The organism is Staphylococcus intermedius NCTC 11048 (assembly GCF_002902385.1).
GTDB classification, from domain to species: domain Bacteria; phylum Bacillota; class Bacilli; order Staphylococcales; family Staphylococcaceae; genus Staphylococcus; species Staphylococcus intermedius.
Window position 1 is genome coordinate 113510 of the sequence record NZ_PPQH01000040.1, and the last position, 16407, is coordinate 129916.

Consider the following 16407-nt stretch of genomic DNA (forward strand, 5'->3'; position numbering starts at 1 on the left):
GTAGGTATGACAATCAATGCCAGAATTACCAGAAGTCGAACATGTCAAGCGTGGCATTACGCCTCACATTATGCAACAAAAAATTACGGATGTGACGTTTTCCGAACCAGTCAAACGAGGTAAGTTAGAAGGGAAAGAAACGATCATTAAAGGCATAGACCTTGATGATTTCGTGAAACATACGGTTGGTTTTGAAATCACTGATGTGCAACGTCGCAGTAAATATATATTATTTCATATCCAAAAAGAGGATGCCGAACGTACATTGATTTCTCATTTAGGAATGGCAGGTGCATTTTTTGTTGTCCAATCTTTAGACGACATTTCGATACCGAATTTCCGAAAGCATTGGCAAGTTGTTTTTCATTTAGAAAATGGTGTCAAATTAGTCTATTCTGATATTCGCCGGTTTGGTGAAATTCGTAACGTTGAAAGTTTAGAGGCATATCCATCAATTTTAGATATTGCACCTGAACCTTTTGAACAAGAAGCATTGGCCCATTTCTTAGCCAAAAGTGACGAAAAGAAATATTTAAATAAAGCGATTAAGCCCTTTATATTGGATCATCGTATCATTTCGGGATGTGGAAATATTTACGCTTGTGAAGCATTATTTGATGCACAAATTCATCCCGAGAGAAAAGTGAAAGATTTGTCCGTCGCGCAAAAGACAAAGGTATTTAACAGTGTGGTAAAAGTTTTAGAAATGGGTATTTTAAATGGTGGGACAAGTGTGTCGGATTATGTACATGCGGATGGTCAAAGAGGTACCATGCAAGATCATTTAAAAGTATACAAACAAAAACGCTGTACCATTTGTGATACAGCGATTGAAACAATGATTATTTCAGGACGAAATACGCATTTTTGTCCAAATTGCCAAAGTGAGGAAAGGTGAAATTATGCCCAAAGTCATTGGATTAACAGGTGGAATTGCTACTGGAAAATCAACAGTGGCAGAATTACTCGCAATACATGGTTTTAAAATCGTTGATGCGGATATTGCTGCACGAAAAGCAGTTGCCAAAGGGACAGAAGGATTAAAAAAAGTTCAGGAATTATTTGGCGATGAAGCTATCAATGAAGACGGGGAAATGAATCGTGCTTACGTAGGTCAACAAGTGTTTTATGATGATGAAAAAAGAAAGCAACTCAATGCAATCGTTCACCCAATCGTCGGAAAAATGATGAATCAAGAACGTGACCAATATTTAGCAGAAGGTCATCATGTCATTATGGATATTCCACTATTGTTTGAAAATCAACTTGAAGATACAGTAGATGAAGTTTGGCTCGTTTATGCATCTGAACCGATTCAACTCGATCGTTTAATGGCGCGTAATGACTTATCTATTGAAGATGCAAAAGCAAGAATTTATAGTCAAATTTCTATCGATAAAAAGAGTCGAATGGCAGATGTGGTGATTGATAATTTAGGCACTAAATTGGAATTAAAGCAAAATTTAGAACAGATTTTGATGGACAAAGGATTTTTAGAATCTTATCAGAGCGACTCGGAAGCATAATAATGAAGAACGGATATCCATAATAAAATAGATTCAGGAGTTTGGACATGCATTTGTCTAGGCTCCTGATTTTTTTCGTTTGATGATTGTGTTAACTGATAGCAAGCAATAACAAAAATTAATGGTGGAAAACGGTTTCATTTTAACGCAAATGTGATATACTGTTAAATATAAGTATAACACATTGATAAGGAGTGCTTTAAACATGACGACAAAGATTGCGATTAACGGTCTAGGGCGTATTGGCCGTATGGTTTTGAGAGTGGCATTAAATAGAGAAGATGTAGAGGTTGTAGCAATAAATGCAAGCTATCCACCCGAAACAATTGCACATCTCATTAAATATGACACAACACACGGGCGCTTTGATCAGACAGTTGAACCGGTTGAAGACGGTATACAAGTAAATGGTAAAAAAATCAAACTTGTGTCAGATCGTAATCCCGAAAATTTACCTTGGGCAGCATTAGATATCGATATTGTGGTAGAGGCAACAGGTAAATTCAACCATGGAGATAAAGCGGATGCACATATTCGAGCAGGTGCAAAAAAAGTGATTTTAACAGGACCTTCAAAAGGTGGAGACGTACAAACAATTGTGAAAGGTGTAAATGATCAAGACATCGATACAGAACGTTATGACATCTTTAGTAATGCCTCTTGTACAACAAACTGTTTAGCACCTATTGCAAAGTTATTAAATGATCGTTTTGGAATCGAAAATGGCTTAATGACAACTGTACATGCGGTCACAAATGATCAAAATAATTTAGATAATCCACATAAAGATTTACGTCGTGCACGTGCAGCTTTTGAAAGCATCATTCCAACATCTACAGGCGCAGCAAAAGCACTCGCACTTGTGTTACCTGAACTTGAAGGCAAAATGCACGGAATGGCATTACGTGTGCCGACAAAAAACGTTTCACTCGTTGACTTGGTTGTAGATTTAAAACAATCTGTAACGAAAGAAGAAGTGAATCAATTATTTAAAGACAATGATTTAAATGGTGTTGTCGCTGTATCAGATGAACCGTTAGTGTCTGATGATTTTACAACCGATGCACATTCAGCAATTGTCGATACACCTTCTACAATTGTTATGGGAGACCGCAAAGTCAAAGTGCTTGCTTGGTACGACAATGAATGGGGTTATTCAACAAGAGTCGTCGATGTGTTACAACAAATCGCTGCTCAAATCCCAAGTACAGTAACACAATAAATCGTTAATAAAGAAGTCGATGAACAATGAATCATCGACTTTTTTAGTTGTCTTGAAATCTTTTCGCCTATCATTCAATAAGTGTAATAGGCGTGTTCTTTATAAAAGTTTTTTAGGTTCAAGAACTGATTGGTATACATATTGATAGTTGGACTTATGCATGCTAACTTTTGAAATCGTGTCGTTTCATAGTATAATGGAACAAAAACTATGACTAAGAAGGTGACAAAGTCGTGAAATGTCCAAAATGCAATCATACGCAATCTCGAGTTGTGGATTCGAGACATGCAGATGATATGAATGCAATTAGAAGAAGGCGTGAATGTGACAATTGTGGTACACGTTTCACTACTTTTGAACATATAGAAATGAGTCCGCTCATTGTCGTTAAAAAAGATGGGACCCGCGAACAGTTCAATCGAGAAAAAATATTAAATGGCTTAGTGCGTTCATGTGAAAAGCGACCGGTTCGTTTCCAACAATTAGAAGAAATTACGAATCAAGTCGAATGGAAGTTGCGAGAAGAAGGCATTGCGGAAGTGTCTTCGAGAGATATCGGAGAATATGTGATGGATTTATTGATGCATGTCGATCAAGTATCTTATGTTCGTTTTGCATCTGTATATCGAGAGTTTAAAGATGTCGATCAATTATTACAATCCATGCAAGGGATATTGAAAGAAAACAAGCGGAGTGAATAACGAATGAATCAATTTATGTATCAGAATCAGTTGAGTCCGCACGACGGATTTATCGTCATGCGTCCATTTCAATATCATGCAGTACATTATGATATTTTGAATCGGTTATTTACGCCGCTCATTGGTGCTGAAGCGATCGGTGTGTACCAATTTTTGAACCAGTTTGAGTCAGCTACATTCGATCAAGGGTTTACACATTATACAATTATGTCGGAATTAAAATTGAGTCTCGCTCGTTTTAGAGAGTTTTTAGATTTGTTGGAAGGTATCGGGTTACTCAAAACGTTCGTTCGTCAATCCGAAAATACGACGCAATTTGTGTATGAGCTTATACCACCACCTACACCAGAACGCTTTTTTAATGATCCGATGTTGTCGATTTATTTTTATGAAGTTGTCGGACAAGAACGGTATCATACATTGAAAAACTATTTTATGCCCGTTCAACAAGATTTGGCAGGATTTTCTAATGTGACGAAAAAGTTTACGGATGTTTTTAAAGTACCTAAGCAACATAAGGTGACCTCAGATGAAACACTCAAAACTTCACAATATCATGGCGTTGATTTAACTGATGTGACATTTGATTTTGAATTGTTGGCAGATATGTTGCAAACGCATTATGTAAGCCAGGCCATCTTATCAGAGCCGACAAAATCTCTTATCGTTCAATTGGCCACACTCTATCGTTTATCGCCGGATGTTATGAAAACCATCATATTGAAATCGCTCAATGCAGACCAATCTTTATCGGTTAAAGATTTACGTAAACAAGCACAGAGTTACTATTTAATGGAACATCAACAACAATTACCATCTTTGCAACCACAAGTGACGGCGACCACTTCAGAACAATCAACTCAGGCACATGAAGAAACAGTGTCGAATTGGGATGAGTGGTTTGCTTTAATGGATCAAACGAGTCCCATCGTCATGCTTACGGAATATGGAGGTTCTGAGCCGCCACGTTACCAAAAAGACATGGTGGAAGAATTGGTGCAACGTGAAGGCTTTAATTTTGGTGTCATTAATATATTATTGCAATATGTGATGCAAAAAACGGATAATAACTTACCAGAAAAATATGTCTATTCTGTTGCTTCAACATGGAAAAAAAGTGGTGTGACAGACGCACGTACTGCCTATGAAAAAGCGATGGAAATTCAAAAAAATCAAGAGAAATCGAAGCAAAAACGATTAGAAGGCTATTCTCAAAATACAAATGGTAGCTATTATAACAAAAAAGAAAAAGTACCACGTTGGGTGACGCACCCAGAAGAATATGCGCAGAAGGAAGAAGATCAAGAAGCGTTAGAAAAAGATCGTGCAGCTTTCTTAAAAAGATTAGAACAAAAGAGAAGGGCGGGTGAAGATTAATGAAAAGTTTTAATAGTATCGTAGGTAGCAATCATGCTTTTGAACAAAAAATAGAACAAATCAAAAAACAAGTGTTAGCAGATCCAGATGTCAAAGCATTTTTAGAGGCACATCAATCCGAAGTCACGAATCGCATGATTGAGGAAGATCTGAATATTTTGCAGGAATATAAAGATCAACAAAAGCGTTACGATGGGACACATACGTATGAAAATTGTCCTAATTTCGTGAAAGGCCACATTCCAGAACTTTATATCGATCAACAGCATATTAAAATACGTTACAAACCTTGCCCATGTAAAATTCGACACGACGAGGAACAGAACGCGAAAAGTATGATTACCTCATTCCACATGCATCCAGATACGTTAAATGCCAAAATTAAAGATATTTATATGACACGACGCAATCGTTTAGACTTAGCCATGCAATTAGATGATTTAATTGATGCAATGATTGAGAAGCGTCCGGTCAAAGGCTTTTATTTATATGGTGAGTTTGGTACAGGGAAATCGTTTATTCTAGGTGCGATTGCAAATGAATTAAAAAATAATCGTGTTCCTTCCATGATTATTTATGTGCCAGAGTTTATTCGGACATTAAAAAATGGTTTTAAAGATGGTACGACTGCAAAACGGATTGAGCAAGTTCGTGAAGCGCGCGTATTATTTTTAGATGATTTGGGTGCTGAAGATATGACGCCGTGGGTGCGTGATGAAGTGCTCGGTCCGATTTTACATTATCGTATGATTCAAGAACTGCCAACATTTTTCAGCTCAAATATGAATTTAGAAGAGTTGGAAGCCCATTTAGCGGATACGAAAAATGGTGTGGATCGTATGAAAGCGAAACGTATTATGGAACGTGTGAAAACTTTGAGTACGCCTTATTTACTTGAAGGAGAAAATTATCGTAAGCATTGAAAAATTTAAAATTAGCGTTATAATATGTATATAAATCAATAATGATGCTAAAGTTTGAGGATATGATATCGGTATCGCTATGGTACAGGGAACTACTGTGAATGAGAATGTAGTGCATAGTCATCGATGTTACTCCCTCTATAGATAAATGGTGTTTGTAATGAACACCCGGCTCAAGACCGTTATCTTATGTAGAGATGTCACAGGATAGGTATGTGACGAATTAGGGTGGTAACACGAAAACCTCGTCCCTTTTGTTGGGATGGGGTTTTTTATTTTCTTCAATTTTAAGCAAAAATGATGTGAAATGGAGGATTATTATGGCAGAAATTAATGTGAAGTTCCCAGATGGTAATGAAAAGGCGTTTGAAAAGGGTACAACAACAGAAGAAATTGCGCAATCGATTAGTCCGGGATTACGAAAAAAAGCTGTTGCGGGTAAATTTAATCAACAAATGGTTGACTTAACACGTCCGTTAGAAGAAGATGGTGCACTAGAAATTATTACACCTGGTAGTGATGAAGCGTTAGAAGTATTACGTCATTCAACAGCACATTTAATGGCACAAGCGTTGAAACGTTTGTACGGCGATGTGAAATTTGGTGTCGGTCCAGTCATTGATGGCGGTTTCTATTATGACTTTGATATGGACGAAAAGGTTTCAAGTGATGACTTTGAAAAAATTGAAAAAACAATGAAACAGATCATTGAAGAAAACCATAAAATTGAACGTCAAGTCGTATCAAGAGATGAAGCAAAATCTATTTTTGCAAATGATCCATATAAAATGGAATTGATTGATGCGATTCCTGAAGATGAACAAGTGACATTGTACAGCCAAGGTGAGTTTACTGATTTATGTCGTGGTGTACACGTGCCGAGCACTTCTAAAATTAAGGCGTTTAAATTATTATCAACTGCCGGTGCTTATTGGCGTGGCGACAGCAATAATAAAATGTTGCAACGTATATACGGTACTGCCTTCTTTGACAAAAAAGACTTAAAAGCACATCTTCAATTATTAGAAGAGCGAAAAGAGCGCGACCACCGTCGTATCGGTAAGGAAATGGAATTGTTTACAAATAACCAACTTGTCGGGGCAGGTTTACCTTTATGGTTGCCTAATGGTGCGACAATTCGCCGTGAAATCGAACGTTATATTGTCGATAAAGAAATTAGCCTTGGTTATGACCATGTATACACTCCTGTATTGGCTAATGTAGATTTGTATAAAACATCAGGTCACTGGGATCATTACCAAGAAGATATGTTCCCTACAATGGAAATGGATGCAGATGAAGCAATGGTACTCAGACCAATGAACTGTCCACACCATATGATGATTTATGCAAACAAACCACACTCTTATCGTGAGTTGCCAATTCGTATTGCAGAGCTTGGTACAATGCACCGTTATGAAGCGAGTGGTGCTGTATCTGGTTTGCAGCGTGTTCGTGGGATGACTTTAAATGATGCACATATTTTCGTGCGACCAGATCAAATTAAAGAAGAGTTCAAACGCGTTGTTGAAATGATTTTAGATGTATATGAAGACTTTGGCTTTGAAGACTATAAATTCCGTTTAAGCTATCGTGACAAAGAGGATAAAGAAAAATATTATGACGACGATGATATGTGGAACACTGCTGAAGCGATGTTAAAAGAAGCTGTCGATGAACTCGGCTTACCATATGAAGAAGCGATTGGTGAAGCGGCATTCTACGGTCCTAAATTGGATGTTCAAGTGAAAACGGCGATGGGCAAAGAAGAAACATTGTCAACAGCACAACTCGACTTCTTATTACCGAAAAAATTTGAACTTACTTACATTGGTAAAGATGGAGAACACCATCAACCTGTAGTTATCCACCGCGGTGTCGTGTCAACAATGGAACGTTTTGTGGCCTTTTTAACTGAAGAAACAAAAGGCGCATTCCCAACTTGGTTAGCACCGCAACAAGTTGAGATTATTCCAGTTAATAACGATCTGCATTACGATTATGCGCGACAAATCCATGACGAATTAAAATCTCAAGGTGTGCGTGTGCATATTGATGATCGAAATGAAAAAATGGGTTATAAAATCCGTGAAGCACAAATGAAAAAAATTCCATATCAACTGGTTGTCGGGGACAAAGAACTTGAAAATAATGAAGTTAATGTTCGTCAATACGGTTCAAAAGATCAAAAAACAGTTGAAAAAGATACATTCATTTGGGACTTAGTTGACGAAATTCGTTTGAAAAAGCAAAGATAATGTTGATAGGTCCATAGCTATCATGTATAGTAATAATTGAAACAATTTATAATACGATTTGATTGAGTTAGAGGCGCAACTTTGATGAGTAGCAGTTGGGTTGTAGGATGGTACAAAGCCCCAATATGTGAAAGGTAAAGTTGCCGAAACGAAAATGGACCATCGCCATTTTTCGTTGGGCTAGCGTTCGAAAGGCGTTAGACTGTCACAAATGTGATGTGCTACCGATTCATAAAGTATGAGCAGGGGTGACATCAACTGAGGTGTCATCACTGCTTTTATTTTTTAATAGGTTCAATGATTGAAAATTTGTTTAGCTTCACACAATTTGTCTTAACCTCTAAGCAATTAGGAAAGGATTAAGAACATGAGTAATGAAAAAACGGAAAATCAACATGCAGTTCAACGTCATCTTAAAGACCGCCATATTTCAATGATTGCGATAGGTGGTGCCATTGGAACTGGACTGTTTATGACATCAGGAGGCGCCATTCACGATGCAGGGCCATTAGGTGCACTATTAGGTTATGCGATTATCGGTTTGATGGTATTCTTCTTAATGACATCACTCGGAGAAATGGCAACATACCTCCCAGTTACAGGGTCATTTAGTACATATGCCACACGCTTTGTCGATCCATCTTTGGGATTCGCTTTAGGATGGAATTATTGGTTTAACTGGGTGATTACAGTAGCGGCTGACGTAACAATTGCTGCTCAAGTGATTCAATACTGGGCACCACTCCAATTTTTACCGGCTTGGGCATGGAGTTGTATCTTCATGGTAATCATTTTTAGCCTTAATGCACTATCTGTGAAAGTGTATGGTGAAAGTGAGTATTGGTTTGCATTTATTAAGGTAGCAACTGTGATTGTCTTTATTATTGTCGGTTTACTCACTATTTTAGGTATTATGGGTGGTCAAGCAGTGGGCTTTGACACATTTACAACTGGAGATGCACCGATTTTAGGTGACGGCTTTGGTGGTAGCTTACTCGTCGTATTCGGCGTATTCTTAGTGGCTGGATTCTCTTTCCAAGGTACAGAGTTAGTAGGGATTACAGCAGGTGAGTCTGAAAATCCTCAGCGTGCCGTACCGAAAGCGATTAAGCAAGTGTTTTGGAGAATTTTACTCTTTTACATTTTAGCGATTTTTATTATTGGGATGCTCATTCCATACAATTCTTCTGCTTTAATGGGTGGCGGCGATGATATTGCGACTTCCCCATTTACACTTGTCTTTAAAAATGCAGGACTCGCGTTTGCTGCCTCATTTATGAATGCTGTGATTTTAACATCTGTACTATCAGCTGGTAACTCTGGTATGTATGCTAGTACACGTATGTTGTATTCAATGGGGAAAGATGGTCTTGCATCTAACGTATTTAGCCGTACGAACAAAAATGGTACACCGATATTATCTATGCTATCTACAGCATTAGTCGTTGTATTGATTTTCGTATTGCAACATGTCAGTGGCGATGCATATGAATATATCGTTGCAGCAAGTGGTTTAACAGGCTTTATTGCTTGGGTTGGTATTGCGGTGAGCCATTATCGTTTCCGTAAAGCTTTTGCCGCGCAGGATTACGATGTGCATAAGTTAAAATATCAAGCAAAGTGGTTCCCATTCGGTCCAATTCTTGCTGCTGTACTTTGTATTATTGTTATTATCGGTCAGGATGTCGACTTGATTCAGGGTGGCGATTTTGAACTCAATCGTTTCTTAATTACGTATATGGGTATCCCAGTATTTTTAGCGTTCTTCATCTATCATAAAGTCCGCTATAAAACGAAATTAATTCCATTAAAAGAGGTCAACTTAGATCCAAATGTGGAAACAGTTGAAAAAAACTTTCAAAAAAGCATTGACTAATATACACTAAGTTGGTATGATTGTATCTGTTGAATACGAAACGGACCAAGTAGAAGCTACCCGCTTCTCACCTGTAGCGACGCAGCAAGCTGTTGGCAGGTTAACGATTAAACATGTAGTGTATGTTCATGTTGACGTGAGAAGCGGGGGTTAAAAACCCTCGCTTTTTTTCGTACTTGGACCATTCGTAAACTTTTTGGAGGTGTCAACCATAGCTAAAGATCAAACGCAAGTTAACGAAAAGATTCGCGCAAAAGAATTACGTGTCATCGGACAAAATGGTGACCAATTGGGATTGAAATCTAAAAATGAAGCATTGGAAATGGCAGATCGACTTGGTTTGGATGTAGTCGTTGTCGCGCCAAATGCTAAACCACCCGTTGCTCGTATTATGGATTACGGCAAATACAAATTCGAGCAACAGAAAAAAGAAAAAGAAATGAAGAAGAAACAAAAAATCATCAACGTTAAAGAAATTCGTTTAAGCCCAACTATTGAAGAACACGACTTCAATACGAAGCTGAAAAACGGACGCAAGTTCTTAACGAAAGGTGACAAAGTTAAAGTTTCAATTCGTTTTAGAGGGCGTGCGATTACGCATAAAGAAATTGGACAACGCGTGTTAGAGCGATATACTGAAGCGTGTCAAGATCTTGCAACAATCGAGCAAAAGCCGAAAATGGAAGGTCGTCAAATGTTCCTTATGTTAGCCCCAATCAATGAAAAATAAAAAAGTGATAATAGGAGGAAAACATCATGCCTAAAATGAAAACCCACCGCGGAGCTGCGAAACGTGTAAAAAGAACTGGATCTGGTCAACTTAAACGTTCTAGAGCTTACACTTCACACTTATTCGCTAACAAATCAACAAAGCAAAAGCGTCAATTACGTAAAGCTTCATTAGTATCAAAAAGTGATGCAAAACGCGTAAAACAATTATTAACATACGTTAAATAATCATTCTAAAGTACGAAAATATGTGAGAGGTATGACAGAAACGCATACCGTAGAGATAAAAGGAGGAATTTATTATGCCACGTGTTAAAGGTGGAACAGTAACAAGAGCGCGTCGTAAAAAGACAATCAAATTAGCTAAAGGTTACTTCGGTGCGAAAAGCACATTATATAAAGTTGCAAAACAACAAGTTATGAAATCAGGTCAATATGCATTCCGTGACCGTCGTCAAAGAAAACGTGATTTCCGTAAATTATGGATTACACGTATCAATGCGGCTGCACGTCAACATGACATGAGTTATTCTCGTTTAATGAACGGTTTAAAACAAGCGGGTATCGACATCAACCGTAAAATGTTATCAGAAATCGCTATCTCAGATGAGAAAGCATTTGCTGAATTAGTAAACCAAGCTAAAGCAGCTTTAAAATAGTAGAGAAAGAGTTGGGGTCTATTGTGACGCGCCAACTCTTTTTCATTATGACTTTACCATCATTCGTTTCTTTTGTTACGATATAAAAAACGAATAAAAGGAGCTCACAATGTCAAAATTTGATGAACAAATTACTGTAGTCCCACGTCGTCTATTATTTGAAGAAGAGGCGCTCGCATTTAATGGGTTTTTAGATCAATCCGAAGAGAACGGTCAAAAAATATATGAAAAGCTCTCTCAATATGAAGTGAAAAGACGCGGTGATATGGAAGAAGATCCGAGTTTTAAACAATTGATTAGTTATTGCTTGATTGAAAACGAGCATGATGAATTACTTGTCTATGAACGATTATCCGGTGGCGGAGAGGCACGACTTCATGGCAACGCATCTATCGGTGTTGGCGGCCATATGAATGATGTACCTGAAGCGCGCAATATTGATGAAGTAATTAAAACGAATGCAAGTCGAGAACTTGAAGAAGAAATTGGTATTAAAATTGACGATGAAACACCGCTTGAATTTATTGGCTTTATTAATGATGATCATAATGAAGTAGGTCAAGTCCATATCGGTGTTGTTTTTAAAGTGAAAGTTCAACAACAAGATGTCGAAGTACGTGAAACAGATACGCTAAAGATTCAATGGCAGCCAATAAGCCAAATCAATGATACCAGCGTATTCGAATCATGGAGCGCGTTAATATTAGAACAGTTGAAATAGGTGAGTTTGATGACTGATATCATTCCGTTTCCTAAGCTCAAAGAAAAATTAATACAGGATATTACAGAAGCATTCGACAAAGAACAATACGAACATGTCTATGACCATTTCAATGCGTACGAACGCCATTTTGAATTAACTTCTGAACTGGCAGTATTAAAATGCGATGTATTATGGCAACTCGGTGCTTATCTTGAACTAAAAGAAGAAGCTAACATTTTAATGATGCAAGGTTTTCCGCCGTATGATACTTTTATCGTGTATTACATTAAAAGCTTATATGCCTTAGAGCAATATAAAGCAACGGTTGAAATGGTGGAACAAGTGCTCGATGAAGTTGATGCGCATGAAACACGAATGATATTGTTGCCTTTTAAAAATCAAGCGCAATCTAAATTGGATGAACGACAAGATTATATGCTGCACCGATTACAGCGTTTTACTGAGCTAAGTCATTATGATCAAACGCAATTAGTGCTGACATTAATTGATGATCGTGCCTATCAATTTGGTGAAACAATGGCCTACTTGTTAGTTCATGAGCCTATCGTATCAAGTGTTCAAAGTTTAATGCTAGAATATTTGCGTTTTGCTGAATACAATCAGCGTATTACAGTAGATAAAAACTTCCGTCAAATACAAGTGATACCAGCAACGCTACCGGGTATTGAAGAAACAGTCTTTAGAAGTCAATTGTTGCCAACAGTAATTGATGCATTAGAAGTCGAGATACCCGCTCTTGCACAAGAAGCCTATATTTTACTCAATACAAATAACGTGATGCTTTATCCAGTCAATATTTTAGACTATGGGACTGTAGAGATGTGGCGTGAAGCTTATATTGCATATTTCCATCAGCTCATGGGTAACGAAGTCAGTGTAGATTCATCACACATAGAGATATTTAAACTCATAAAATCGTTAAATACATAGGTCTCATTATTTCAAACAAAGTCAACCTATGTTATAATAAAGAAGTTGAAAAATTTTAAAAATGATAAATCATGGAGGTTTTTATACATGACAGCAACTTGGGAAAAAAAAGAAGGTAACGAAGGATTATTACAAGTATCCGTACCTGCAGAAGAAGTAGATAAAGCTTTAGATCAAGCTTTCAAAAAAGTGGTAAAACAACTTAATGTACCTGGTTTCCGTAAAGGGAAAGTACCGCGTCAAATTTTTGAACAACGTTTTGGCGTAGAAGCTTTGTATCAAGATGCAGTAGACATCTTATTACCAAAAGCTTACAGTGAGGCTGTTCTAGAAGCGGGTATTAATCCAGTAGATCAACCTGAAATTGAAGTGACACAAATTGAAAAAGGTCAACCATTTACATTTGATGCAACTGTCATCGTTGAACCTGAAGTACAATTAGGTGACTACAAAGGTTTAGAAATCGAAAAACAAGACACTGAAGTAACTGAAGAAGAATTCAACAATGCAGTAGAACAACGTCTTGACGCAATGACTGATATGGTTGTTAAAGAAGACGGTCAAGTTGAAGAAGGCGACACAGTGAACTTAGACTTCGATGGTTATGTTGATGGTGAACAATTCGAAGGCGGTCAAGCTGAAGGATACGACTTAGAAATCGGTTCAGGTATGTTCATTCCTGGTTTCGAAGCACAACTTGTAGGCTTAAAAGTTGGAGAAGAAAAAGATGTCGAAGTGACATTCCCAGAAGAATACCATGCAGAAGAATTAGCTGGTAAACCTGCAGTATTTAAAACAAAAATTAACGAAATTAAAGCTAAAGAAGTACCAGAATTAGATGATGAGCTTGCAAGTGAATTAGATTCTAATGCAAACAATGTAGAAGAATTCAAAGCAAACTTACGTCAACAACTTGAAGAACAAAAGAAAACAGATGCTGAAAATGCACAAAAAGAGGAAGCAATTACTTTAGCAACTGACAATGCGACAATCGATATTCCAGAAGCTATGGTACGTACAGAACAAGATCGTATGATGAGCGAATTTGCACAACGTATCCAACAACAAGGTTTAGATTTAAACACTTACTTCCAAATTTCAGGTCAATCAGAAGATGATTTACGTGAACAAATGAAAGAAGATGCTGAGTTACGTGTGAAAACAAACTTAACTTTAGCTGCAATTGCAGATGCAGAAAATATTGAAGTAACTGATGAAGATGTTGATAAAGAGCTAGAAACAATGAGCGAACAATTTAACATCTCTGTAGAAGATATTAAACAAACACTTGGTAACACTGACATTGTTAAAAACGATGTTCGCGTGAAAAAAGTGATTGACTTATTAGTAAACGAAGCGAAATTAGTTGAAAGTACTTCAGAAGACAACAAAGAAGAAGCTTAAGCACGCATATGATGATAATGCGTCATATTGTAAACTTTCATATTAATTTTGAATGATAAAATTTAATGAAAGTTTTGCAGTGGGACCGCACATCAATCGAAAGTGATGTGTGGTTCTGCTACACAACGCTCAATGAACCGTTTCGTCATGATGTATTTTAATATGATGTGAACTCAACCGGGGTGGGTTGTTGAAGTCAAATGTTAGTCGTTTGATAACAACCGCACTCCGCTTAGTATTTATGACAACATCTTATCAAACGGCTGTGCTAATGTATCTTTGCATATGATTTGATTTTTATCTCTCTAGCACTTAGTATATTAACGGCAAGCTTGGGGAAGTTCATTCAACAAGTTTGAGTGTATCTTTTGTTGGATGAAGCGTTGGTATGAAACTTTATGAAGACACTACAAATTAAAATAGATGAGATACAGAAGTTGAGGATGACTTTTACTGGAGCGAACAAAACTCACATTTTTTGTGTTGAATTGTGTAAAATGCAAAAAACTTGAAATAGTCTCTATTTGCGTAATAGAATGCTTTCTAGTATAGTCGTAAAAGAACAGGGGTGTAATAAAGTATGTTTAAATTCAATGATGATGAAGAAAACTTAAAATGTTCTTTCTGTGGTAAAGATCAAGACCAAGTTAAAAAATTGGTAGCAGGTAGCGGTGTTTATATTTGTAATGAATGTATTGAGCTATGTGCAGAAATCGTTGAAGAAGAATTAAATCAACAACAAGCAGAAGAACTCACTGAATTACCAACACCAAAAGAAATTATGGACCAATTAAATAGTTATGTCATTGGTCAAGAAAAAGCGAAAAAATCATTGGCAGTAGCGGTTTATAATCACTACAAACGTGTGCAACAACTTGGGCCTAAAGACGATGATGTTGAACTACAAAAAAGTAACGTCGCTTTAATTGGACCAACAGGTAGTGGTAAGACATTGCTCGCACAAACGCTAGCACGTACGTTAAATGTGCCTTTCGCTATTGCGGATGCAACAAGTCTTACAGAGGCAGGCTACGTGGGTGAAGACGTTGAAAACATCTTACTGCGTTTAATCCAAGCTGCTGATTTTGACATTGATAAAGCAGAAAAAGGCATTATCTATGTCGATGAAATTGATAAAATTGCCCGCAAGTCAGAAAACACGTCAATTACACGTGACGTTTCAGGTGAAGGTGTACAACAAGCGCTGCTTAAAATTTTAGAAGGTACAACAGCAAGTGTGCCGCCACAAGGTGGACGTAAACATCCGAACCAAGAGTTTATTCAAATCGATACGACAAATATCTTATTTATTCTTGGTGGTGCGTTTGATGGTATTAATGAAGTCATTAAACGTCGTCTCGGTGAAAAAGTGATTGGTTTTGCTAGTAATGAAGCGTCTAATTATGACGAAGCAAGTTTATTAGAGCAAATCCGTCCAGAAGATTTACAAACTTATGGCTTAATCCCTGAGTTTATTGGACGTGTACCAATCGTTGCAAACCTTGAAACACTCGATGTTGAGGCCTTGAAAAATATTTTAACGCAACCTAAAAATGCATTAGTTAAACAGTACACTAAGATGCTTGAGTTAGACGATGTTGCACTAGAATTCACTGACGAAGCATTAGAAGCAATTAGCGAAAAAGCTATCGAAAGAAAAACGGGTGCACGTGGATTGCGTTCAATTATTGAAGAAGCTTTAATTGATATTATGTATGACATTCCTTCTACAGAAAACGTCGCTAAAGTTGTCATTACAAAAGATACTATTGTAAATGAAACAGAACCTGAACTCTACGACGCTGAAGGTAATCTTGTGAATACAACTAAAACATCTGCATAAAATCACGGTTCAGTCATCGAACGATTGAGCGTGATTAATTAAAAAAGGCTGAGTTACGTAATCAGGTCGGATTATGACTCAGCCTTTTTATTTTTTATGACGATAAAATAACAAATGTGAAAAAAATTAAATCATCATTATTTTAAGCGCGTATAACCGAACATTTGTTGAAAAACTTCGAGCATTTAAGGTAATCTAAAAAGAGTATGATGATACATAAAAGAGGTGCAAAATT

15 protein-coding genes, 1 riboswitch and 1 other annotated feature are annotated in these 16407 nt (G+C 37.1%); all 15 genes read left to right on the forward strand.

Going from position 1 to position 16407, the window contains the following annotated elements:
* Positions 1-16 precede the first annotated feature (16 nt).
* The 15 genes from mutM to clpX all read left to right on the forward strand — a co-directional run bounded on the left by mutM (position 17) and on the right by clpX (position 16172).
* Entirely contained in the window at positions 17-898 is an 882-nt protein-coding gene (gene mutM / locus CD138_RS09250; RefSeq protein WP_019169465.1) for a bifunctional DNA-formamidopyrimidine glycosylase/DNA-(apurinic or apyrimidinic site) lyase, read from the forward strand.
* A 4-nt stretch (positions 899-902) separates the two neighbouring features.
* Positions 903-1526: a dephospho-CoA kinase gene (gene coaE / locus CD138_RS09255; protein ID WP_019169466.1), complete on the forward strand. Its 624-nt coding sequence runs from the start codon at positions 903-905 to the stop codon at positions 1524-1526.
* A gap of 205 nt (positions 1527-1731) precedes the next feature.
* Entirely contained in the window at positions 1732-2748 is a 1017-nt protein-coding gene (locus CD138_RS09260; protein WP_019169467.1) for a glyceraldehyde-3-phosphate dehydrogenase, read from the forward strand.
* A gap of 233 nt (positions 2749-2981) precedes the next feature.
* Positions 2982-3449 (forward strand): transcriptional regulator NrdR, encoded by a 468-nt coding sequence (gene nrdR / locus CD138_RS09265; protein ID WP_019165113.1) that lies wholly within the window; start codon positions 2982-2984, stop codon positions 3447-3449.
* Between the two features lie 3 nt (positions 3450-3452).
* Complete coding sequence (gene dnaB, locus CD138_RS09270) at positions 3453-4826, forward strand: replicative helicase loading/DNA remodeling protein DnaB (RefSeq protein WP_019169468.1); 1374 nt, start codon at positions 3453-3455, stop codon at positions 4824-4826.
* A complete protein-coding gene (dnaI, locus tag CD138_RS09275) occupies positions 4826-5749 on the forward strand; it encodes a primosomal protein DnaI (RefSeq protein WP_019169469.1) in 924 nt (307 codons plus the stop codon). The genes dnaB and dnaI overlap by 1 nt, the downstream gene beginning before the upstream one ends.
* A gap of 320 nt (positions 5750-6069) precedes the next feature.
* Positions 6070-8007 (forward strand): threonine--tRNA ligase, encoded by a 1938-nt coding sequence (thrS, locus tag CD138_RS09280; RefSeq protein WP_019169470.1) that lies wholly within the window; start codon positions 6070-6072, stop codon positions 8005-8007.
* Between the two features lie 60 nt (positions 8008-8067).
* A riboswitch (Lysine riboswitch) is annotated at positions 8068-8239 on the forward strand.
* A gap of 135 nt (positions 8240-8374) precedes the next feature.
* Positions 8375-9883 carry an amino acid permease gene (locus CD138_RS09285; protein ID WP_019169471.1) on the forward strand — a complete coding sequence of 503 codons (1509 nt, stop codon included), beginning with the start codon at positions 8375-8377 and terminating at the stop codon, positions 9881-9883.
* 41 nt (positions 9884-9924) lie between these two features.
* Positions 9925-10061, forward strand: a sequence feature (ribosomal protein L20 leader region).
* 24 nt (positions 10062-10085) lie between these two features.
* On the forward strand, positions 10086-10613 hold the full coding sequence (gene infC, locus CD138_RS09290) for a translation initiation factor IF-3 (RefSeq protein ID WP_033193871.1): 528 nt from the start codon (positions 10086-10088) through the stop codon (positions 10611-10613).
* Between the two features lie 26 nt (positions 10614-10639).
* On the forward strand, positions 10640-10840 hold the full coding sequence (rpmI, locus tag CD138_RS09295; protein ID WP_014613694.1) for a 50S ribosomal protein L35: 201 nt from the start codon (positions 10640-10642) through the stop codon (positions 10838-10840).
* Between the two features lie 74 nt (positions 10841-10914).
* Complete coding sequence (rplT, locus tag CD138_RS09300) at positions 10915-11271, forward strand: 50S ribosomal protein L20 (protein WP_016425302.1); 357 nt, start codon at positions 10915-10917, stop codon at positions 11269-11271.
* Between the two features lie 109 nt (positions 11272-11380).
* Positions 11381-11992 (forward strand): NUDIX domain-containing protein, encoded by a 612-nt coding sequence (locus CD138_RS09305; RefSeq protein WP_019169473.1) that lies wholly within the window; start codon positions 11381-11383, stop codon positions 11990-11992.
* Positions 11993-12001: 9 nt separating this feature from the next.
* Entirely contained in the window at positions 12002-12925 is a 924-nt protein-coding gene (locus tag CD138_RS09310; RefSeq protein WP_019169474.1) for a hypothetical protein, read from the forward strand.
* 87 nt (positions 12926-13012) lie between these two features.
* Entirely contained in the window at positions 13013-14329 is a 1317-nt protein-coding gene (gene tig, locus CD138_RS09315; RefSeq protein WP_019169475.1) for a trigger factor, read from the forward strand.
* Between the two features lie 580 nt (positions 14330-14909).
* Positions 14910-16172, forward strand: coding sequence for an ATP-dependent Clp protease ATP-binding subunit ClpX (clpX, locus tag CD138_RS09320; protein ID WP_019169476.1), 1263 nt, complete (start codon positions 14910-14912; stop codon positions 16170-16172).
* Positions 16173-16407: the final 235 nt, after the last annotated feature.